Below are 22200 nucleotides of genomic sequence, written 5' to 3'. Positions count from 1 at the left end.
TTAGTCTCAAGCCGTAGCCTTGTTTTGCCGGTTGGCGATCAGATCGTCAACGACAGCCGGATCTGCGAGCGTCGAAGTATCGCCGAGCGAACCGAAATCGTCCTCGGCAATCTTGCGCAGGATACGGCGCATGATCTTGCCCGAACGCGTCTTCGGAAGACCGGGCGCGAACTGGATTTTGTCGGGTGCGGCAATCGGGCCGATTTCGGCGCGCACATGTTTGACAAGCTGCTGGCGCAGTTCGTCTGTGCCCTCATTGCCCGCCATCAGCGTGACGTAGCAGTAAATGCCCTGGCCCTTGATCGGATGCGGATAACCTACAACGGCGGCTTCCGAAACAAGATTGTGCGAGACGAGAGCAGATTCGACTTCCGCAGTGCCGAGACGATGACCGGAAACGTTCAGAACGTCATCGACGCGGCCGGTGATCCAGTAATAACCGTCCTCATCGCGGCGGCAGCCGTCACCTGTAAAATACTTGCCCTTGTAGGTAGAGAAGTAGGTCTGGATAAAGCGCTCATGGTCGCCATAGACCGAACGCATCTGGCCCGGCCAGCTGTCGGTGATGCAGAGATTGCCGTCGGCGGCACCTTCCAGCACCTTGCCCTCATTGTCGACGAGCTGCGGCTTGACGCCGAAGAACGGCTTCGTGGCCGAACCAGGCTTGAGGTCGGTCGCACCCGGCAGCGGCGTGATCATGTGACCGCCGGTTTCCGTCTGCCACCAGGTATCGATCACCGGGCAGCGCTTGTCGCCGACGACATTGTAATACCATTCCCAGGCTTCCGGATTGATCGGCTCACCGACCGTGCCGAGCAGGCGCAGACTCTCGCGCGAAGAGCGAGTCACGAAATCGTCGCCGGCACCCATGAGCGAGCGAATCGCTGTCGGCGCCGTGTAGAAGATATTGACCTTGTGCTTGTCGATGATTTCCCAAAAACGGCCCTGGTCCGGGAAATTCGGCACGCCTTCGAACATCAGTGTCGTCGCACAGTTCGCGAGCGGCCCGTAGACGATATAGGAATGACCGGTAACCCAGCCGACATCGGCCGTGCACCAGTAGACGTCACCGGGGTGGTAATCGAAGACATATTCATGCGTCATCGCCGCATAGACGAGGTAACCACCTGTCGTGTGCAGGACACCCTTCGGTTTGCCTGTGGAACCCGAAGTATAGAGGATAAAAAGTGGATCTTCCGCCTTCATCTTCACCGGCGGGCACTCAGCCTTCACCGTGGCGATTTCCTGATGGTACCAGAGGTCACGCCCCGGCGCCCAGCCTGTCTTGCCGCCGGTACGGCGCACGACGAGCACCTTGTTGACCGCCACATACTGACGGGCGGCGATGTGGATGGCCGTATCCGTATTGTCTTTCAGCGGAACCGGCTTGCCGCCGCGAATGCCCTCGTCGCAGGTGATGACGAAGGTGGATTCGCAGTCGACGATACGGCCGGCCAGCGCTTCCGGTGAAAAGCCGCCGAAGACGACGGAATGCACCGCGCCGATGCGGGCGCAGGCGAGCATCGCATAGGCCGCTTCCGGGATCATCGGCATGTAGATGGTGACGCGGTCACCCTTCTTGACGCCATGCTTCTTCAGCACGTTCGCCATGCGGCAGACATGCTCGTAGAGCTCGTTATAGGTGATCTTCTTGTCGATATAGGGATTGTCGCCTTCGAAGATGATGGCGGTCTGGTTGCCGTTCGTCTTCAGGTGACGATCAATGCAATTATAGGAAACATTGGTCTGGCCGTCCTCGAACCACTTGATCGACACCTTGCCGGTGAAGGACGTGTTCTTGACCTTGGTATAGGGCTTGAACCAGTCGATGCGCTTGCCGTGCTTGCCCCAGAACTTGTCGGGGTTTTCAATGCTTTCCTCGTACCATTGCTCGTACTTGGCCTGATCGATCAGCGCGGGGGTCTTCACCGGTTTGGAAACCGGATAGATCTTCTCCGACATGGGAACTCCTCCTCACAAGGCTATGCAACGGCCTACGCTTCGACGCATCGACCGGGACTCGAATTGCGCAATTCATATCAGGTAGTCTGATGACGGCAATTAGACAAAGGTCATTTCATTTCTGAAGAATTGCAATTCTGCGACAGTGCGGTTATATACCGCCATATTTCCCGGACATTGTGGTGACAATCCACGGACCGCGACCGGCGCGGACGATAGAAGGACTATATCCATGGCTCAACAGCTGCTCATGCCGAAGGCGACTGCCATCTGGCTCGTCGACAATACAGCCCTGTCTTTCGACCAGATCGCTCAGTTTTGCAAACTGCATCCGCTCGAAGTCAAGGCTATTGCCGATGGCGAAGCCGCGCAGGGCATCAAGGGCCTGGACCCGATCGCCACCGGCCAGCTTTCCCGCGATGAAATTGCCCGCGCCGAAGGCAACCCGAACTACAAGCTGAAGCTTTCCGAACCGAAGGTCCGCGTGCCGGAATCCAAGCGCCGCGGTCCGCGCTATACACCGGTTTCCAAGCGCCAGGACCGCCCGAACGCTATTCTCTGGCTGGTTCGCAACCATCCGGAACTGAAGGATGCGCAGATTTCGCGTCTCGTCGGCACCACGAAATCGACGATCGAGCAGATCCGCGAGCGCACTCATTGGAATTCGGCAAACCTGGCACCGATGGACCCGGTTACGCTCGGCCTTTGCAGCCAGATCGATCTCGATATGGAAGTGGAAAAGGCTTCCAAGGGCCGTCCGCTGCCGACCGCGGCAGAACTCGGTGCAACGCTGCAGTCTGCTCAGGAAACCGAGCGCCTGACGCCGAGCTACGAGCGCGAGGAAGAAAAGGAAATCGACGCCGATGCCGTCTTCCGCAAGCTGAGCTCGCTGCGCTCGACGCCGAAGGACGAGGATGAAGACGATCAGTTCTGAGATCGCCATCTCCTGAAATGAATAAACCCCGCCGATGGCGGGGTTTTTTGTTCCGTTCTTCTGCCAGGCGTTAACTGCGGAAGAGCGAGAGAATGTTCTGTGCCGAAGAATTTGCGATCGACAGCGACTGGATTGCAAGCTGCTGCTGCGTTTGCAGCGCCGAGAGCTTGGAGGACTCTTCTTCCATGTCAGCGTCCACGAGGCGGCCGACACCCGAGTCGATCGAGTCGGTCAGGGCGCTGACGAAGGTTTCCTGCAACTGAATTCGGGTCGAAATCGAGCCAAGCTGCGAACCTGCATTGGTCATGGCCTGGAGCACGAGCTCGACGCCAGAAAGCGCCCCGTCGAGCTGGCCTTGCGTGAAGTTGGTGATATCGAGCGCGTAAATCGATGGCATGACAATAACGGTGTTGCCATAGGTCCCGTTGAATGCGGTGCCGATGATGCCGCTCGTCGTCTGGATCGTGCCGTTGCTGTTCATGCCGAACAGGACATTACCCAGCGTACCCGCATCGAGAATGTAATCCGTCATCTTGACTGAAACGGCATTGGAACCGTCACGGACGAAGGAGGAGACGACGCTCTTCGTGCCCGAAGCGCCGGCAACCCAGTTTTCACCGGAGAAGGAGGCCGACTGGGCGATGCTCACCAGCTGCTCCTGCAGCTGGTCGAGTTCTTCCTGAATCTTGGTTTTGTCGACGCCCTTTTCCGTGGCAGCGACAATCTTCGCCTTGATTTCCGTGACGACGTCGATGGCGTTGTCCATGGCCGTATAGGCAGTGTCGACCTTTGCTGCACCGAGGCCGAGGGCGTCGGAAACCGCGCCGAGAGCCTTGTTGTCCGAACGCATTGTCGTCGCGATCGACCAGTAGGCAGCATTGTCGGCAGCTTTGTCGATACGATAGCCCGAGGAGACGCGGCCCTGGGTGTCCTTCAGGCTGTCATTTACGCCGCGCAGGGTCTGCAGCGCTGCCATGGCAGCGTTGTTGGTGAGGATGCTTGTCATGTTCCGTTTTCCGCAATCAAAGTGAAAGGGGTCATCCGGACGAGTCCGGTAACGGCGACGCTTCATGCAAAACCCGAGAGCCAGGTCATTGCCGTTAACGAATGGTTGCGCCCAACATAGTTAATAATTCCTCAATTAGCGTTGCGGAAAATTTAATTTAAGCTCTTGTTAGGGCCTTTAAGTGCTCCCGACCGGGTTTTGAAAGAGGCTCGAAAGCGGCAAATATTATCTAGCAATTTAAATAGGTTATAGAATTACAGCGAGTCTCCACGGTCAAACGTTAACGGGAAAAATCGCCCGTTTAAAACTTTTTTCGGATTAATAAATATTATCGCTTTCCAAACAACGGCCACAAGATCCCTGTCCGAATCATGAGTAATCCTCTGATTCGAAGAAGCAGTTTCCGCTATTTGTTAACGCGCGCCGAAAATTGCCGAGCCGACCCGTACGCTGGTCGCACCGAAGGCAATGGCAGTCTCGTAGTCACCAGACATGCCCATGGAGAGTTTCTTGACACCGCACTTTTCTGCGAGCTTGGCGAGCAGGGCGAAATGCGGGCCGGGATTTTCATCCGCCGGCGGGATGCACATCAGTCCTTCAATGCCAAGGCCGAGTTCACCGCGGCAGAAGTCGACGAAAGCTGGCGTACCGTCAGGTGCAATGCCGGCCTTCTGCGGTTCCAGGCCTGTATTGACCTGAACATAGAGACGCAGTGCCTTGCCCTGTCGCTTCATCTCCTCGGCAATGGCGCGTGCGATCTTCTCGCGGTCCACGGTCTCGATCACGTCGAAGAGCGCAACTGCTTCTGCAGACTTGTTCGATTGCAGCGGACCGATGAGATGCAGCTCAATGTCTGGCGTTTCCGCCTTCAACCCCGGCCATTTTCCCTGGCTTTCCTGAACGCGGTTTTCTCCAAAGATGCGCTGGCCGGCTTCGATTGCCAGCCGAATGGTATCGGCCTCAAAGGTCTTCGAGACGGCCACCAACTGCACCGCGCGGTCCTGACGGCCTGCATCCCGCCCAGCCGCATCGATCCTGGACCGTACTTCGTTCAACCGCTCTTGAAGTTCCATCGCTCTGCCCCAACATCCGGCTTGTCCACCGGCAATCCACTACTGGGCTGCCGTGGCATTGCCAAGGTTGATATCTCTGAAATCGCCCCAATACCAAGATCGAACGCATGAAGCGCCCGCAAAACTTGACGCTTGGTTGGTTTCATGGTGAAGGTCTCGGCCAACCTCCCCTGATTTTCCGGAAATTCTGATACTATGGCTACCGAACGTTACAATCCGCGCGATGCTGAGCCCCGCTGGCAGCAGAAATGGAACGAGGAGAAGGTCTTCGAGACTGACAACTCCGATCCGCGCGAGAAATATTACGTCCTAGAGATGTTCCCCTATCCGTCGGGCCGTATCCATATGGGCCATGTCCGCAACTATGCCATGGGCGACGTCGTGGCGCGCTATAAGCGCGCCCGCGGCTATAATGTCCTTCATCCGATGGGCTGGGATGCCTTCGGCATGCCGGCCGAAAATGCCGCGATGGAACGTGGCGTGCATCCTGCGTCCTGGACCTATCAGAACATCGGCTCAATGAAGGCACAGCTGAAGGCGATGGGCCTTTCGCTGGATTGGTCGCGCGAATTCGCGACATGCGACGTCGAATACTACCAGCAACAGCAGCATCTTTTCCTGGACTTCCTGGAAAAGGGTCTCGTCTACCGCAAGCAGTCGAAGGTGAACTGGGATCCGGTTGACAATACGGTTCTCGCCAACGAACAGGTCATCGACGGTCGTGGCTGGCGTTCCGGCGCGCTGGTGGAACAGCGCGAGCTGACGCAATGGTTCTTCAAGATCACCGATTTCAGCCAGGACCTGCTGGACGCGCTCGATACGCTCGACCAGTGGCCGGAAAAAGTACGGCTGATGCAGAAGAACTGGATCGGCCGCTCTGAAGGTCTCACGATCCGCTGGGAGATCGTCCCGGAAACCGCACCTGCCGGCGAAACCGAGGTTGTGGTCTACACGACGCGCCCGGATACCCTGTTTGGCGCCTCCTTCCTGGCAATCGCCGCCGATCATCCACTCGCCAAGGAAGCGGCAGGAAGAAATGCGGACATCGAGGCCTTCTGCGAGGAATGCCGCCGAGCCGGCACCTCTCTTGCTGCCCTCGAAACGGCAGAGAAGAAGGGCATGGACACCGGCATCCGCGTGAAGCATCCGCTGGATCCTTCCTGGGAATTGCCGGTCTATGTCGCCAATTTCGTTCTGATGGATTACGGCACAGGCGCCATCTTCGGCTGCCCCTCCGGCGACCAGCGAGACCTGGATTTTGCGCGCAAGTATGGCCTTTCGGTCGTACCCGTCGTGATGCCGAAGGACGGCGATGTGGCGAGCTTCACCGTCGGTGATGTCGCCTATGACGGCGAGGGCGTGATGATCAACTCACGCTTCCTCGATGGCAAGACGACGGACGAAGCCTTCCAGGTTGTTGCCGACAAACTGTCTTCAACGCTGTTCGGCAATGCGCCGCAGGGCGAACGCAAGGTCAATTTCCGCCTGCGCGACTGGGGCATTTCCCGCCAGCGTTACTGGGGCTGCCCGATTCCGGTCATTCATTGCGATGATTGCGGCGTCGTGCCGGTTCCAAAGAAGGACCTGCCGGTAGAGCTGCCGCAGGATGTGACTTTCGATCAGCCCGGCAATCCGCTGGACCGTCACCCAACCTGGCGTCACGTCGCCTGCCCGCAATGCGGCAAGGATGCGCGCCGCGAGACGGATACGATGGACACCTTCGTCGATTCGAGCTGGTATTTCACCCGCTTCACGGCACCCTGGGAGAAGCAGCCGACAGATCCGACTGCGGCAAACCGCTGGCTGCCCGTCGACCAGTATATCGGCGGTATCGAGCACGCGATCCTGCATCTGCTCTATTCGCGTTTCTTTACCAGGGCGATGCGCGAGACCGGCCATGTGGATGTCAAGGAGCCCTTCAAGGGCCTGTTCACCCAGGGCATGGTGGTTCATGAAACCTACAGCCGCGGCGCCGGCATGCATCGCGAATGGATTTCGCCCGCCGATATCCGCATCGAGGAAATAGACGGCAGGCGCAGCGCCTATCTGCTTGATGGAGGCGAGGAAATCGCGATCGGCTCGATCGAAAAGATGTCGAAGTCGAAGAAGAACGTTGTGGACCCGGATGATATCATCGCCTCGTACGGCGCCGATACCGCACGTTTCTTCGTACTGTCGGACTCTCCGCCCGATCGAGACGTCATCTGGTCCGAAGCCGGTGTTGAAGGTGCTCATCGCTTCACGCAGCGCCTCTGGCGCCTGATTTCGGAAGCGGCTGAAGCACTCTCCGTTGTCGATTCCAAGCCGGCAAAGGAAGGCGAAGCACTGGCGATCTCGCAGCTCGCCCACAAGACGCTGAAGGCGGTCCAGAACGACTATGACAGGCTCTGGTTCAACAAGGCGGTTGCCCGCATCTACGAACTCGTCAACGCGCTGGCAGGCCCGCTGACGAAGGTGGCATCCGGCGAGGGCGATGCAGCCTATCGGGCTGCCATCCGAAACGCGGCCGAGATCCTGATCCAGCTCGTCGCGCCCATGACGCCGCATCTGGCCGAGGAATGCTGGATGACCCTTGGCAACAAGGAACTCATCGCCCATGCGGCCTGGCCGGACTATGACGCATCTCTGGTCGTTGAAAACGACGTGATCCTTCCCGTGCAGATTAACGGCAAGAAGCGCGCCGAATTGACAATTTCTCGCGACGCAGATCAGAATGCCGTCACCGAAGCCGTGCTGGAATTGGACGCGGTGAAGAATGTCTTGAACGGTCAGGCACCGAAAAAAATCATCGTGGTTCCACAGAGGATTGTAAACATTGTCGTCTGATTTCGCCCGCAAGCTTGCGCGTCGCGCCGGCATCGTCACGATCCTTGTCTCCACGGCGTTTCTTTCCGCCTGCCAGGTTCGGCCGCTCTATTCCGAAAGTACCGGCGTTACCGAGAAGCTCGGCTCCGTCGGCTTTTCCGAAGCGGGCACACGTGTCGGACAGGTAGTTCGCAATCGTCTGATTTTCCTGGCTTCCCGGGGCGCCGGCGAAGTCGAGAAGCCGGAATACATGGTTGCATTGCAGGTTTCGTCCTACGTTGCAGATACCTTGCTCGTTCAGTCATCGGACACGTCTCGCGCGGGGCGCGTGAATGTTTCGGTCAGCTTCATTTTGCGCACTACCAAAGACAATCAAGTGATCAAGGCGGGCAGACGCGACGCGACGTCCCTGGTGGACTTTCCGCGTCAGGAATTCGCCAAGCAGCGCGCGATCCTCGATGCCGAAAATCGCGCCGCCAACCAGGCCGCTGAATTCGTGGGAGCAGACCTCGCCGCCGCGCTCAGCCGCTAAGGGAGTCATGGCGTGGCGGAAATCAAATCCCATGAATTCGACGGATTCCTGCAGAAATCTGCACGCCTGCACCGCATCTATCTGATCTATGGCCCCGACCGCGGACTTGTTTCCGAGCGCGCCGGTATGATCGCCGGAAAGACTGGCATAGATCAGAATGATCCGTTCTCCGTCACCAAGCTCGACGTCGGCGATCTGCAGAAAGAGCCCGGTCGCCTGGTCGATGAAGCCCAGTCTATCGGTCTTTTCGGCGGCGAAAAGCTGATATGGGTGAGGGGAGCCGCAAACGAGAAATATCTCGTCGATGCTGTCGCATTTCTGTCCGGAGCTTCCCTTGACGCAGCCAGCATCATCGTCGAAGCGGGTGACCTGAAGAAGGGATCGGCGTTACGCAAGACAGTCGAAGCCGCTCGCACAGCTGTGGCAATCCCTTGTTATGCCGACGACGGCCGCGCTCTAAACGCCTTGATCGACAATGAACTTTCTGCCGAGGGGCTGGGCATAACGCCTGCTGCGAGGCAAGCTCTCGTGGCGCTGATCGGCGGCGACAGAATTGCTTCCAGAAACGAAATTCGCAAACTGGCGCTTTATTGCAGGGGCATGGAAACGGTTGACGATCATCACGTTACCGAAATAATTGGCGACGCCAGCGCCATTTCGGTCGACGATGCAGTTGACGCGATATTAAGCGGTAACAGCACCAATTTCCTGCATGCGATGCAGAAGATTACCAGTTCCAAGACCTCGGTCTTCCTGGTTCTCCAGGCTTGCCTGCGGCAGTTTCAGCTTCTCGACACAATGCGGGCCGAAATGGATGAAAAGAGAGTGCCGCCCGCACAGATCATGCAGACGCAGGGCAGGCATCTTCATTTCCGACGTAAGCCGATCATCGAACAGGCACTAAAAAGCTGGAGCGCAGACGCCATCACCCGTGAAACGAAGCGCCTGCAGGCCGCCATCCTGCAAACGAGGCAGCGTCAAATATTGGAAGACAGCATCGCTGTGCAGACATTGCTCTCCACGACACTGCAGTCGGCACGGCGACCACAAGCCTGATCAGCGGCGTTCCAAAAGCCGGCAGACTTCCTCGAGTTGCTCCAGAGACTTATAGGAAATTCGTATCTGACCACCACCGGCCTTGTGGTTGATGGATACGTCGAGACCAAGCGTATCCGACAGCGTGCGCTCCAGAGCCAGCGTATCGGAATCCTTCTGGTTCTTTTGAACAGCCACCTGCGGCTCTGACTGAGCCTTGATGTCGTTCTGCGCAAGCTTTTCCGCATCGCGGACTGACATGCCCTTGGAAACGATTGTGCGTGCAAGCGCGGCGGGATCTGATGTCGACACCAGCGCGCGCGCATGTCCCGCAGAAAGGCTGCCGGCAGCCAGCATGTCACGAACAGGATCAGGCAGTTTCAACAGGCGCAACGAATTGGCGACATGGCTGCGGCTCTTGCCGATGATCTCACCGAGATCGTTTTGGGTATATCCGTACTCGGCAATGAGCTGCTCATAGCCCAGCGCCTCTTCGAGAGCATTGAGATCGGATCGCTGAACGTTCTCAACGATCGCAATTTCCAGCGCCGTTTTATCATCCACATCCCGGATGATAACGGGGATTTCAATCAAGCCCGCCAATTGGGCGGCACGCCAGCGTCTTTCGCCGGCTATAATTTCATAACGATCCCGCGCGAGCGTCCTGACGACGATTGGCTGCACAATACCATGCTGACGGATCGAGCTCGCAAGATCGTGAAGTTCAGCGTCATCGAAAAAACGGCGAGGATTGCGAGGATTGCGCGTGACGAACTCGATCGGAATCATCCGGTCTGCGCTGACCGCAGGTCTTTCCGTTTCCGCCGGAACAGGCTGATCCATTTCGCCTATAAGGGCTGCGAGACCACGGCCGAGCCGTCTTTTCGATGTATCATCATTCATGTTCAAAACTCGCTTACTCTGTCATGCACGCGTTCAGGCTGCTAGCCTCTGCCGCTCCCGCTGGATAACTTCCGATGCGAGCTGCAGATAGGCCTGGCTGCCGGCACACTTGAGATCGTAGAGAATCGCAGGCTTGCCGTAAGAGGGCGCTTCCGAAACGCGAACGTTCCGCGGAATAAGCGTGTGATAGACCTTCTCACCGAGATGGGTCCGCACGTCGTTTACGACTTGTTGCGCCAGATTGTTACGAGCATCAAACATCGTCAGCACGATGCCTTGAATGTCGAGTTGTGGATTGACCGTCCCGCGGACCTGGTTGACGGTCTCCAGAAGCTGGCTCAGACCTTCAAGTGCAAAGAATTCACACTGTAGAGGCACCAGCACCGAATGAGCAGCCGCCATGGCATTCATCGTCAGCAAGTTGAAGGAAGGCGGGCAGTCGAGAAGGATATAAGAAAAGGACTTCGCCTCGGTTGAAGACAATGCCTTCTTGAGTTTGAAGACACGGTCGCTCTGCTGGGAGATTTCCATCTCGACGCCGAGAAGATCCATGGTCGAGGGGACAATAAAGAGATTGGGAACCGCTGTTTCCAAGGCGGTTTCGACGACGCCAGTCTCGCCGACCATCAGATCATAGGAAGAAAGCTTCCGATTGCGCCGATCAATACCCAAACCAGTGCTTGCATTACCCTGTGGGTCCAGATCGATAATCAGTACTCGTTCGCCGATAGCGGCAAGAGCCGTTGCCAAATTGATTGCCGTGGTAGTCTTGCCGACACCACCTTTTTGATTTGCGATGGTGATAATCCGATTACGTTCGCCAGCCATTGCCGCAATATCCGCGTTGTTAAACCAGGCGCCGGAGATTTGATACTTCGAGAATAACAGAATCTTGCTCGACAGCGCTATTGTGTTCTAGCAGATCAAAAGCCCAGCGACCACGTGCTTTCTGGATCTCTCTCTGGTAATCCCGGCCTTTGTGAAAATATGCGTGATTATTTTCCGTTCCAACCATCCAGGGCGCCGCATATTCAATCAGCTTATCGAGATCGGCCAATGCACGGGCGGAAATAGCGTCGCAGGCAGCTATTGCTGCTGGCGCATCCTCTATCCTGGTCGCATGTACCTCACCGCGAGCGCCGGTTTCTCGCAACGCTGTTCGCAGGAATGCTGCCTTCTTATTGTTACTCTCGACCAAATGAACCCAGCCCTGCTGGTGTTCCGAAAGAAAGATCGCAGTAATCACACCAGGAAAACCGCCGCCGCTTCCGAGATCGATCCAGGTTTGAGGCTGAGGAGAGATCTGAAATATCTGTGCGCTATCCGCAATATGCCGGCTCCACATATCGCTCATTGTGGAAGGCGCTACAAGATTGATCGCCTTTGCCCATTTCGTAAAGAGATCCGCAAAATGCTGCAGACGTTCTTGTGTTTCACGTGAAACACGTAATCCGTTTAATTCCATTCCCGAAGACTCTCAAACCTTGCAGCAATTAGGCGACTTGTGTCCGAACACTTTCGTCGCGGCGCAGATATACCAACAGAAGCGAGATCGCTGCGGGTGTCATGCCTTCCACCTTCAGAGCCTGCGCTATATTCGCGGGCTTCTGGATGTTCAGCTTGTTCTTCAACTCGTTCGAAAGTCCAGACAGGCTACTGTAGTCAAAGTCCATAGGAATCGCTCGCGCCTCATCGCGCCGCTGCGCCTCTATGGCAGCGGCCTGACGATCCATATAGACCGAATAACCCGCCTCAATCTCCAAGGCCTCCGAAACCTTCCGTGAGAAAGCGTGCAAATCCCCCCAGACATGTCCCAAATCCGAGAACGTATACTCGGGATAGGACAGGAGTTCATAGGCGGTTCTGCGCTGGCCATCCAAGTTAATGTTAAGCCCAACCTTTCGGGCCTCATTCGGCGTAACTGACAGAGACTGAAGCAATGCCCTCCCATTCTCCAGTTCGTCCTGGAATGCCGCAAAACGAACGCGGCGTTCAGAGGACACACAACCCAGTTCGATTGCGGCGGGCGTAAGCCGCGCATCGGCATTGTCCGCACGAAGCGTCAATCGATATTCAGCTCGAGACGTGAACATTCGGTACGGTTCCGTAACACCTCGCGAAGTCAGGTCGTCTATCATAACACCGATATAGGAGTTTGTGCGGCTGAATATGAAAGGCTTCGAGTTCCCGCTCAACAATGCCGCGTTGAGGCCCGCGGCAAGGCCTTGGGCACCTGCTTCTTCGTAACCTGTCGTTCCATTGATCTGCCCCGCCAAGAAGAGCCCGGGAAGCTTCTTGACTTCTAACGTCGCCGTTAACTCACGTGGATCGACATGATCATATTCAATCGCGTAGCCCGGGTGCAATATCTCCACGCGCTCCAAGCCTGGGATAGTGCCAATAAACGCGGCCTGCACATCTGCCGGTAGAGATGTTGAAATTCCATTCGGATAAACGGTGTCGTCATCGAGCCCCTCTGGCTCGAGAAAGATCTGGTGCCCGTCTCTCTCGCCAAATTTGACGAGCTTATCCTCGATCGATGGACAGTAGCGCGGACCGACACCTTCGATCTGACCAGAATACATCGCCGATTTCTGCAGATTGTCGACGATGATCCGATGCGTCGCTTCCGTGGTCCTCGTTACACCGCATTCGACCTGTGGATTTGTAATATGGTCCGTCATGAAGGAGAACGGAATCAATTCATCATCCGCAGCCTGGCGCCCGACTGATTCCCAATCAATCGTCTTCCCGTTCAGTCGAGCTGGAGTCCCGGTCTTAAGGCGTCCCAGTTTCAAACCCAATCGGAGAAAGGTCATCGAAAGTCCCATCGACGGCGGCTCTCCCGTCCGGCCTGCTGGTGTCTTTACGCCTCCTATATGGATGAGCCCCCGAAGGAACGTGCCGGTCGTTATGACAACAGATGGGCTCGCGATGAGCCTCCCGTCCTTCATCATTACGCCGGCGACTCGATTGTCTCTGATGTCTAGATCAAAAGCATCGCCCTCGATCACGTCGAGGTTCTCGATCGCTTCAATGGCATCCAGCATAGCAAGACGATAGAGTTTACGATCTGCCTGTGTGCGTGGACCGCGTACAGCCGCACCCTTCTTCTTGTTCAACATTCGGAACTGGATGCCCGCTGCATCGGCAATACGGCCCATAAGACCGTCCATCGCATCTATCTCGCGAACGAGATGGCCTTTACCGAGGCCGCCGATGGCTGGGTTGCAGGACATTATTCCGATTGTATCGCGTCGATGCGTGATCAAGGCAGTCTTTGCACCCATCCTGGCAGCCGCAGCAGCTGCTTCGGATCCGGCGTGACCGCCTCCGATTACGATAACGTCATAACTGCAGGCGCTCATGCGCTACTCCACAAAAGGTTTCACGTGAAACTCTGCATCTACTGCGATCCGTGTTCCACGTGAATCATTTACCGATACAGAACTCAGAGAAGATGACGCCGAGAAGATCTTCAACATCCACTCGTCCGGTAATACGTCCCAGATAGTCACCCGAGAGCCTCAACGACTCCGCTCTGATCTCCAAACTCTGCTCCGTCTGATCGATCGCCACCGAGAGGGCAGTCAGGCACTTCGCAAGCGAATCCCTGTGGCGCTCCCGTGTTGGAACAGCAAGGGACAATCCCCCAAACTTCTGTTCAATAGAGGAGAAAACGAAGTCCCGAAGTTCCGGAAGACCTTCACCCGTCAATGTCGAGATCTGAAGATCGTAGGAAGCAGCCGAAGGATATAGATCTCGCTTGGTCCCGACAATAACATGCGAAGGTGCGCGTTCCAAGTCGGCGGCGTCTATCGGATTCGATGATCCGATGTCTGCCAGAAAAAGTACGAGATCCGCGTTGGTCAATGCTACCTGCGCTCTCCTGATACCTTCCTGCTCCACGATATCGGCCGTATCCCGCAGGCCGGCAGTGTCATAGAGCCTAACTAGATAGCCGTTCAAATTGATATCGACATGGAGAACGTCGCGCGTCGTGCCCGCGATTTCGGTGACGATTGCCACGTCTTTCTGCGCGAACCAGTTCATAAGGCTCGACTTCCCGGCGTTTGGTGCGCCCGCAATAACAACCTTGAAGCCGTCTCGAACGATTTCACCCATATCCGCATGCGAAAGATGATCCCGGATCTCTTGGCGAAGTTCTGTGAGGGATATCCAGATTTGATCTGAAACGGAGCCTGGAACGTCGTCTTCATCCGGAAAGTCGAGTTCGGCTTCAATTAGGGCACGAGAACGCGTAATTCGTTCCGCCCACGAATCGTATAGTCGCGACAGTCCTCCCGAACTCTGTTCGAGCGCCAGCCGGCGCTGCATCTCCGTCTCGGCGGCGATAAGATCTGCCAGACCTTCGACTTCGACAAGATCAAGCTTGCCATTTTCAAAGGCACGGCGGCTGAACTCGCCTTGCAGTGCAAGTCGGGTATCTGGGAACTCCGCCAGCTCCTGGGACAGAGCCGATATAACGGCTCTTGAGCCGTGGATCTGAAATTCTGCTGAATCCTCGCCGGTAAAAGAGGCCGGGCCGGGAAAGAAGAGGATCAGACCTGTATCGATGGGAAAACCGTTCCGAGTCCGAATCGTTCGGTATGACGCCATTCGCGGCGATGGAATCTCACCAGCCAATGCCTCCAGGATCACAGTGGTTTGCGGGCCACTGACACGAATCACGGACACGCCTGACGGCGGCGCACCGCTCGAAAGAGCAAATATGGTATCGTTCCACGCTTCCATGGACCTCGGCCTATCGGTTCGCTTCCGAATCTATCTGAAACAGAAAAGGCTGGCGGTCGCATAAACGACTCACCAGCCTCAATCTGAGGAATCCGGCTAATAATCAGGTATTCATCGAGTCGAAGAAATCACCATTATTCTTCGTCTGTTTCAGCTTGTCGATAAGGAATTCAATCGCATCCGTCGTGCCCATCGGAGCGAGAATACGACGCAGAACGAAGATCTTCTGCAGATCCTGGCGCGGCACGAGCAGGTCTTCCTTACGCGTACCGGACTTGAGAATGTCCATGGCCGGGAAGATACGCTTGTCAGCGACCTTGCGGTCGAGGACGATTTCAGAGTTGCCGGTGCCCTTGAACTCTTCAAAGATGACTTCGTCCATGCGGCTGCCGGTATCGATAAGAGCCGTCGCGATAATGGTCAGCGAGCCGCCTTCCTCGATATTGCGGGCCGCGCCAAAGAAGCGCTTCGGGCGCTGCAGCGCGTTGGCGTCGACACCACCCGTCAGAACCTTACCGGACGAAGGAACGACGGTATTGTAAGCGCGGCCGAGACGGGTGATGGAATCGAGCAGGATGACAACGTCGCGGCCGTGTTCCACGAGACGCTTGGCCTTCTCGATCACCATTTCGGCGACCTGCACGTGCCGAACCGCTGGCTCGTCAAATGTGGAAGAGATAACTTCCCCACGGACCGAACGCTGCATGTCCGTGACTTCTTCCGGGCGTTCGTCGATCAGCAGAACAATTAGATAGCATTCCGGATGGTTCGCGGTAATCGAGTGCGCGATGTTTTGCAGGAGAACCGTTTTACCGGTACGCGGGGGAGCAACGATAAGACCGCGCTGGCCCTTGCCGAGAGGCGCTACGAGATCAATGACGCGCGGCGAAAGATCTTTCGACGTCGGAACATCCAGTTCCATCTTGAACCGCTCGTTCGGATAGAGCGGCGTCAGGTTGTCGAAGTGAACCTTATGACGGATCTTTTCGGGATCGTCGAAATTGATCGTGTTGACCTTGAGGAGTGCGAAATAGCGTTCGCCTTCCTTCGGACCGCGGATAGGACCCTCGACCGTGTCGCCGGTCTTCAGCGAGAAGCGGCGAATCTGGGAGGGCGAGATGTAGATATCGTCCGGGCCGGGAAGGTAGTTAGCATTTGCGGAACGCAGAAACCCGAAACCATCCTGCAAGACTTCAACGACGCCTTCGCCGATGATTTCGATGTCCTGGCTGGCAAGAACCTTGAGGATTGCGAACATGAGCTCCTGCTTGCGCATCGTGCTCGCATTCTCGACCTCGAGCGATTCGGCAAAAGCCAGAAGATCCGTCGGGGATTTACTCTTAAGTTCCTGAAGCTTCATTTCAGCCATGAAGTGACCAATACTCTTTATTTTAGAAGGGGAAAGGCGATGTTGGGTCGTATTCGGTACTGCGAAAGGGGCTCGCAGGCGACTGAACTCTACACACATGCCACGAAGATGAGATGCGCGGAAAATAGCGAGTCACAACCCGGCCCGCAAGGGGGCTGCTTAAAATGACTGAAATTTAACCGCAGCCGCCTCCGACCTTAAAAAGGCTTTACCACGACGAGGATAACGATGAGGATCATCAAGACTGTCGGAGCCTCGTTCATGAAGCGCCAATAGCGGGCCGAACGGCGGTTTTCGTCACGTTCAAAGGCGCTTACGGCCCTGCTGAAGAAAACATGGACCAGCGTCAGAAGAACCACGAGCCCAATCTTGGCATGCAGCCAGCCGCCCTGGAAACCATACACTGACCAGGCGAGATAAAGGCCGAGAATCCAGGTCAGCATCATCGCCGGGTTCATGATGATCCTGAGCAACCGCCGCTCCATCACCTTGAAGGTCTCGGATTGCGCCGAACCGGGCTCCGCATCCGTATGATAGATGAAAAGCCGTGGCATATAAAACAGCCCCGCCATCCAGGAAATCACCGCGATGATGTGAAGCGCCTTGATCCACAGATAGAGATTATCCGGGTTCCAGGCGAAAAGCCCGACGGCCAGAAGTGCAAAGAAGATCAGCGCAAAATGGGCGCGCCGGCGCGCATAGACACCTGGTCGCTTATCCGTTTGCTTCTCCACTACGCTGCCCTCGCGCCACGCACGCGCTCGACAAGACGGCGTACATTCTCCGGATCCGCCTGCGGCGTAATGCCATGACCGAGATTGAAGATCAGCGGTCCATTTCCGAGCATCTGAAGAATATCGTCGATACCTTCCTCCAGTGAGCGACCGCCAGCCACGACACGCATTGGATCGAGATTGCCCTGCACTGGTCCGTCCTTCTGCAGCTCGACCGCAAAGGCAAGCGGCACCGACCAGTCGAGCCCGATCGCATCAGCCCCGGTCTTCTGCCGGTAAGTCTTCAGCATATAGCCCGCACCTTTGGCGAAAGCGATGATCCGCGCCTGCGGTCGCCGCGACCTGATTGAAGCGATCATGCGCGCCACGGGACGGATTGCGAAAGCTTCAAACTCCTTCTCGCCGAGAACACCGGCCCAGGAATCAAAGATCTGCACCGCATCAGCGCCCGCATCGATCTGGGCCACGAGATAGTCGGCAGAGACATCCGCAAGCAGCATCAGCAAATGCTCGAACGCACGCGGATGCCTATACGCGAACAGACGCGCAGGCGCCTGGTCAGGCGTGCCTCGGCCAGCGATCATATAGGTCGCAACCGTCCAGGGAGCGCCGCAGAAGCCGAGGAGCGTCGTCTCTGAAGGCAACTCATTCCTCAGACGCTTTACCGTCTCCAGCACAGGCTGCAGGTAATCGACGACATTTTCCCCGTCGAGACCAGCGATACCTGTCTCATCAATCGGATCCATCTCCGGCCCATGCCCCTCGGTAAAACGCACATTGCGCTTCATCGCATCGGGAATGACGAGGATATCCGAAAACAGGATAGCGGCGTCAAAACCGTAGCGCCGTATCGGCTGAAGGCTCACCTCGACTGCATGGTCAGGCGAATAACAGAGATCGAGGAAACTTCCTGCCTTCGCGCGCGTTTCCCTGTACTCGGGCAGATAGCGACCTGCCTGTCTCATGAGCCAGAGGGGAGGGGGCGACAGGGTTTCTCCGTCGAGAACCCGCATGATTTTCCGGCGCGTTTCGGTCAAGCGCTTCTTCCCTATAAAAATCCAAAGATATTTTAAAAGGTTTCTATTTCTTAGAGTCGGTGTCTATCAAGGACTAAAATCCATCCACTGACAGCGCGATTTGTCACGCCCGTGGCGCCGACGAGGATCGAAATTCCTGCACTTCTGAAGAAAATGGTGATCGCTTCGAATCCGGCAAAGATTCCAAAGCCTTCCAAGCTTTCACTTTGACCCTCAACTTGTGGACAAGCTGTGCATCATATCGGAAGGCATGAATATCATCCCCACAGTCCACAAGCGTCTCCGGAGTGACACTCGAAAGTTCCGGATGTGGATAATCGGGCATGTTTTCCCTTGCCTCGATCCCCGCCCCGCCATTAGCTCTTTGCTGTCCAGTCTTTTCAACAGGCAGCGGAAAATAGCGTGGAGAACAGAACGAACTTCTTCCATCTGCATCTGATTTCTGACTCGACCGGGGAGACTCTGATCTCCGCCGGCCGCGCCGCTTCGGCTCAATTCAAGTCGTCTCAGCCGATCGAGCACGTCTATCCGCTGATCCGAAACCGCAAGCAGCTGATGCCTGTCCTTCAGGCGATCGACAGTGAACCCGGCATTGTTCTCTACACGATCGTCGATCCTGAGCTTGCCAGCATCATTGATGAACGCTGCGCGGAAATGGGCGTTGCCTCCGTCAACGTGCTGGAACCTGTTATCGGCGCGTTCCAGATCTATCTTGGAGCTCCCTCCAGAAGGCGGGTCGGGGCGCAGCACGTCATGAATGCCGGCTACTTCGCGCGCATCGAAGCACTTAATTTCACGATGGATCACGACGACGGCCAGATGCCGGAGGATTATAATGAAGCGGATGTCGTCATCGTCGGCATCAGCCGCACGTCGAAGACGCCGACCAGCATCTATCTCGCAAACCGTGGCATCAAGACTGCGAATATCCCGATCGTCTATGGCGTACCTTTGCCCGAAGCTTTGGCGACCGCGACGAAACCCTTGATCGTCTGCCTCATCGCCACGACGGACCGGATTTCTCAGGTCCGGGAAAATCGCCTTCTCGGATCCACCCCTGGTTTCGACCGGGAACATTATACCGACCGTGCCGCAATCTCGGAGGAGCTGAAATATGCGCGCTCCCTTTGCGCTCGCCACAATTGGCCAATGATCGACGTCACCCGGCGCTCGATCGAGGAAACCGCAGCGGCAATCGTTGCCCTGCGCCCAAAGCTGCGTTAAGCGCTGAACGACTGAATCGCTCTCGAGGACCTGGATGACACCGAAGCTCGTTCTCGCATCATCGAGCCCGTTCCGGCAGATGCTGATGAAAAATGCTGGCTTGGCTTTTGAAGCCCATGCCGCTCACATTGACGAACGGGCAATCGAAGCACCTCTGGAAAAATCGGGCGCTACGGCGGACGAGGTGGCACTCGTTCTAGCCGAGGCAAAAGCGGGTGAAGTCAGCCGGCGCTTCGGTGGTGCCCTCGTCATCGGTTCGGACCAGACGATGTCTCTCGGTGCCCAGGTCTTTCACAAGCCGAGGGACATTGCGGATGCCACTAACCATCTGCGCATGCTAGGCGGCAAAACGCACCGTCTGAATAGCGCAGTCGCCATCGTCAGAGACGGCGAGGTCTTGTGGCAGCATGTGGCGCATGCTGAACTGGCGATGCGCCCGCTGACTGATGATTTCATTGCGCGTCATTTGAACCGCGTCGGATCAAAGGCGCTGGCAAGTGTCGGTGCCTATCAGCTTGAGGGAGAGGGGATCCAACTGTTCGAGAAGATCGACGGAGATTACTTCACGATCCTCGGCCTACCCATGTTGCCCCTCCTTGCAAAACTCCGGGAACTGGATGCGATCGATGGATGATTCACGTGAAACACATGGGCCGACGGCGTTTGTCACGGGCTTTCCCGTCAAGCACTCCCGCTCACCATTGATCCATGGCTACTGGTTGAAGACCCTCGATCTGCCCGGCAGCTACCGCGCGCATGAGGTCGCACCGGAAACCTTTGCAGATTTTATCGTCTCTTTAAGAACCGGCAGCGCCGGTTTCGTCGGCGGCAATGTCACGATTCCCCATAAGGAGATGGCGTTCAAACTCGCTGATAGACCGGATGAGCTTTCGGAAGAACTGGGCGCCTCGAATACGCTGTGGCTGGAGGACGGGAAAATACTCGCTACCAACACCGATGGTCGCGGCTTCACCGCCAATCTCGATGAGCGCCATCCGGGATGGGACCGGCATGACCAGGTCGTCATCTTCGGTGCCGGCGGTGCAAGTCGCGCCGTCATCCAAGCGGTCCGCGACCGCGGCTTCAAGGAAATCCATGTCGTCAACCGCACCGTAGAGCGGGCGCAAGAACTGGCCGATCGCTTCGGTTCAAAAGTCCACGCCCACCCGACCGCAGCTCTCGGCGAAGTGATGAAAGGGGCAGGCCTCTTCATCAACACCACCTCTCTCGGCATGGACGGCGAGGCAGCGCCCGCCATCGATTTCTCTCCAATGCTTTTGGACGCGGTTGTTACCGACATTGTTTATGTGCCGCTGAAAACACCGATCCTCGCACAGGCAGAAGAACAGGGTTTTGCTATCGTCGATGGCCTCGGCATGCTCCTGCATCAGGCGGTTCCGGGATTTGAAAAATGGTTCGGCAGGCGGCCCGTCGTCGATGAAACGCTACGCGCACTGATCATTGCCGATATGGAAAGACACTGATGCTGAAGATCGGCCTCACCGGATCTATCGGAATGGGCAAGTCGACAACGGCGAAGCTCTTTGCCGAAGCCGGTGTCGCGGTCAACGATTCGGATGCTGTCGTACACGATCTCTATGCCGGCGAGGCAGCACCTTTGGTCAACGCTGCTTTCCCCGGTACGATGAAGAACGGTGTCGTCGACCGTGAGCAACTTGGCCGCCAACTCGCTCGAGATCCAACTGGCTTCAAGCGGCTCGAAGAGATTGTTCATCCCCTGGTGCGCAAGCGGGAGAGTGAATTCCTGGCACGGCAGAAAGAGGTGGGAGCAGATATGGTCGTGCTCGACATCCCCCTGCTTTTTGAAACCGGCGCGGAAAAGAGGGTGGATGTCATTGTCGTTGTCAGCGCCGAACCACAGATTCAGCGGGAGAGGGTGCTTGCGCGACCGAACATGACGGAAGAAAAATTCAATATGATTCTCTCCCGCCAGATGTCGGATGCGGAAAAACGCCGTCGGGCCGACTACATCGTGGATAGCAGCCACGCCATAGAGACGACGAGAGAACAGGTGGCAGATATAGTGGCCGACTTGAAGAAGCGGATAGCGAAGGAAGAAGTCCCGCATGCGTGAGATTATTTTCGATACGGAAACCACCGGCCTCGACAACCGCATGGACCGCATCATCGAAATCGGCGGCATCGAACTCTTCAATCATTTCCCGACAGGAAGGACGCTTCACCTTTTCGTCAATCCGGGTGATCAGAAGGTCCATCCGGATGCGCTCGCCGTTCACGGCATCACAGACGAGTTCCTGAAGGACAAGCCGCCCTTTGCCGACGTCGTCGAGGAGATCTTGGAATTCTTCGGCGACGACGGCAAGTGGATCGCCCACAACGCCACTTTCGACATGGGCTTCGTGAATGCCGAGCTTGCCAGGCTTGGCCAGCCGCCGATCCTGCCGGATCGCGTGATCGACACGCTCTCTCTTGCTCGCCGCAAGCATCCGATGGGACCGAACTCGCTCGACGCTCTCTGCCGCCGATATGGCATCGACAACTCGCACCGTACCAAACACGGTGCTCTCCTCGACTCCGAACTTCTCGCCGAAGTCTACATAGAAATGATCGGCGGCCGGCAGGCTGCACTGGGGCTCGGCGTCGCAGGATCTGTGAGCCAGAACAAGGACAATGCCGAGGCAGACGAAGTTGTGGTCGCAGCCATCATGGAGAGACCGCGGCCCCTGGCGCCGCGATTGAGCGAAGCGGAAGCCGAGGCCCATGAGGCCCTGGTCGCCAAGCTTGGTCAAAAGGCGGTTTGGTCGAAATACGAACAGCTCAATTGAAAATAAAAATGCCCGGACAAAGCC

Annotated in this window: 20 protein-coding genes; 9 read left to right on the top strand and 11 right to left on the bottom strand. The window is 56.6% G+C overall.

Going from position 1 to position 22200, the window contains the following annotated elements:
- Positions 1-6: 6 nt before the first annotated feature.
- Positions 7-1962: an acetate--CoA ligase gene (gene acs, locus FHX06_RS23790; protein WP_183881112.1), complete on the bottom strand. Its 1956-nt coding sequence runs from the start codon at positions 1960-1962 to the stop codon at positions 7-9.
- Between the two features lie 232 nt (positions 1963-2194).
- On the opposite strand from acs, the gene FHX06_RS23785 reads away from it, so the two are divergent.
- Positions 2195-2896: a DUF1013 domain-containing protein gene (locus tag FHX06_RS23785; protein WP_112544952.1), complete on the top strand. Its 702-nt coding sequence runs from the start codon at positions 2195-2197 to the stop codon at positions 2894-2896.
- A 70-nt stretch (positions 2897-2966) separates the two neighbouring features.
- Here the strand turns inward: FHX06_RS23785 and FHX06_RS23780 are convergent, their stop codons facing one another.
- Together FHX06_RS23780 and FHX06_RS23775 are read right to left on the bottom strand one after the other, a co-directional pair.
- Positions 2967-3902 (bottom strand): flagellin, encoded by a 936-nt coding sequence (locus tag FHX06_RS23780; protein WP_112544953.1) that lies wholly within the window; start codon positions 3900-3902, stop codon positions 2967-2969.
- Between the two features lie 413 nt (positions 3903-4315).
- Positions 4316-4975, bottom strand: a complete 660-nt coding sequence (locus FHX06_RS23775) for a YggS family pyridoxal phosphate-dependent enzyme (protein ID WP_113206071.1) — start codon at positions 4973-4975, stop codon at positions 4316-4318.
- Between the two features lie 195 nt (positions 4976-5170).
- Here FHX06_RS23775 and leuS point away from each other — a divergent pair, with 195 nt between their 5' ends.
- From leuS to holA, 3 genes are read left to right on the top strand one after another with little or no spacing between them, the layout of a single operon-like run.
- Positions 5171-7801, top strand: coding sequence for a leucine--tRNA ligase (gene leuS, locus FHX06_RS23770; protein WP_113209804.1), 2631 nt, complete (start codon positions 5171-5173; stop codon positions 7799-7801).
- Positions 7791-8312, top strand: a complete 522-nt coding sequence (locus tag FHX06_RS23765) for an LPS assembly lipoprotein LptE (protein WP_113209805.1) — start codon at positions 7791-7793, stop codon at positions 8310-8312. Before leuS ends, FHX06_RS23765 begins: the two co-directional genes overlap by 11 nt.
- Positions 8313-8324: 12 nt before the next feature.
- Positions 8325-9368 (top strand): DNA polymerase III subunit delta, encoded by a 1044-nt coding sequence (holA, locus tag FHX06_RS23760; RefSeq protein ID WP_183881110.1) that lies wholly within the window; start codon positions 8325-8327, stop codon positions 9366-9368.
- Here the strand turns inward: holA and FHX06_RS23755 are convergent, their stop codons facing one another.
- The 8 genes from FHX06_RS23755 to hemE form a co-directional block, all read right to left on the bottom strand.
- A complete protein-coding gene (locus tag FHX06_RS23755; protein WP_029868805.1) occupies positions 9369-10250 on the bottom strand; it encodes a ParB/RepB/Spo0J family partition protein in 882 nt (293 codons plus the stop codon). It lies immediately after the preceding gene.
- A gap of 33 nt (positions 10251-10283) precedes the next feature.
- Positions 10284-11078 (bottom strand): ParA family protein, encoded by a 795-nt coding sequence (locus FHX06_RS23750; protein WP_183881108.1) that lies wholly within the window; start codon positions 11076-11078, stop codon positions 10284-10286.
- 19 nt (positions 11079-11097) lie between these two features.
- Positions 11098-11715, bottom strand: coding sequence for a 16S rRNA (guanine(527)-N(7))-methyltransferase RsmG (gene rsmG, locus FHX06_RS23745; RefSeq protein ID WP_112970678.1), 618 nt, complete (start codon positions 11713-11715; stop codon positions 11098-11100).
- A gap of 28 nt (positions 11716-11743) precedes the next feature.
- Positions 11744-13618 carry a tRNA uridine-5-carboxymethylaminomethyl(34) synthesis enzyme MnmG gene (gene mnmG / locus FHX06_RS23740; protein ID WP_113209807.1) on the bottom strand — a complete coding sequence of 625 codons (1875 nt, stop codon included), beginning with the start codon at positions 13616-13618 and terminating at the stop codon, positions 11744-11746.
- Between the two features lie 64 nt (positions 13619-13682).
- The gene (mnmE, locus tag FHX06_RS23735; RefSeq protein WP_113209808.1) at positions 13683-15005 is read right to left on the bottom strand and encodes a tRNA uridine-5-carboxymethylaminomethyl(34) synthesis GTPase MnmE; all 1323 of its coding nucleotides are present in this window, start codon (positions 15003-15005) and stop codon (positions 13683-13685) included.
- A 103-nt stretch (positions 15006-15108) separates the two neighbouring features.
- Positions 15109-16374 (bottom strand): transcription termination factor Rho, encoded by a 1266-nt coding sequence (rho, locus tag FHX06_RS23730; protein WP_029868909.1) that lies wholly within the window; start codon positions 16372-16374, stop codon positions 15109-15111.
- A gap of 197 nt (positions 16375-16571) precedes the next feature.
- On the bottom strand, positions 16572-17108 hold the full coding sequence (gene hemJ / locus FHX06_RS23725) for a protoporphyrinogen oxidase HemJ (RefSeq protein ID WP_029868908.1): 537 nt from the start codon (positions 17106-17108) through the stop codon (positions 16572-16574).
- Positions 17108-18145: a uroporphyrinogen decarboxylase gene (gene hemE, locus FHX06_RS23720; protein WP_113209809.1), complete on the bottom strand. Its 1038-nt coding sequence runs from the start codon at positions 18143-18145 to the stop codon at positions 17108-17110. The genes hemJ and hemE overlap by 1 nt, the downstream gene beginning before the upstream one ends.
- A gap of 402 nt (positions 18146-18547) precedes the next feature.
- Here hemE and FHX06_RS23715 point away from each other — a divergent pair, with 402 nt between their 5' ends.
- Genes FHX06_RS23715 through dnaQ form a run of 5 tightly spaced genes read left to right on the top strand, consistent with a single transcriptional unit; the run spans position 18548 to position 22176 of the window.
- Complete coding sequence (locus tag FHX06_RS23715) at positions 18548-19369, top strand: pyruvate, water dikinase regulatory protein (protein WP_112970674.1); 822 nt, start codon at positions 18548-18550, stop codon at positions 19367-19369.
- 34 nt (positions 19370-19403) lie between these two features.
- Positions 19404-20003, top strand: a complete 600-nt coding sequence (locus FHX06_RS23710; protein ID WP_112970673.1) for a Maf-like protein — start codon at positions 19404-19406, stop codon at positions 20001-20003.
- Complete coding sequence (locus tag FHX06_RS23705) at positions 19996-20853, top strand: shikimate dehydrogenase (RefSeq protein ID WP_112970672.1); 858 nt, start codon at positions 19996-19998, stop codon at positions 20851-20853. Before FHX06_RS23710 ends, FHX06_RS23705 begins: the two co-directional genes overlap by 8 nt.
- A complete protein-coding gene (gene coaE, locus FHX06_RS23700) occupies positions 20853-21464 on the top strand; it encodes a dephospho-CoA kinase (RefSeq protein WP_112970671.1) in 612 nt (203 codons plus the stop codon). Before FHX06_RS23705 ends, coaE begins: the two co-directional genes overlap by 1 nt.
- The gene (gene dnaQ, locus FHX06_RS23695) at positions 21457-22176 is read left to right on the top strand and encodes a DNA polymerase III subunit epsilon (protein WP_112970670.1); all 720 of its coding nucleotides are present in this window, start codon (positions 21457-21459) and stop codon (positions 22174-22176) included. Before coaE ends, dnaQ begins: the two co-directional genes overlap by 8 nt.
- Positions 22177-22200: the final 24 nt, after the last annotated feature.

The sequence above is a fragment of the Rhizobium sp. BK512 genome, from assembly GCF_014194915.1.
Lineage (GTDB): Bacteria > Pseudomonadota > Alphaproteobacteria > Rhizobiales > Rhizobiaceae > Rhizobium.
This window is presented reverse-complemented; position numbering and strand designations above follow the sequence as displayed.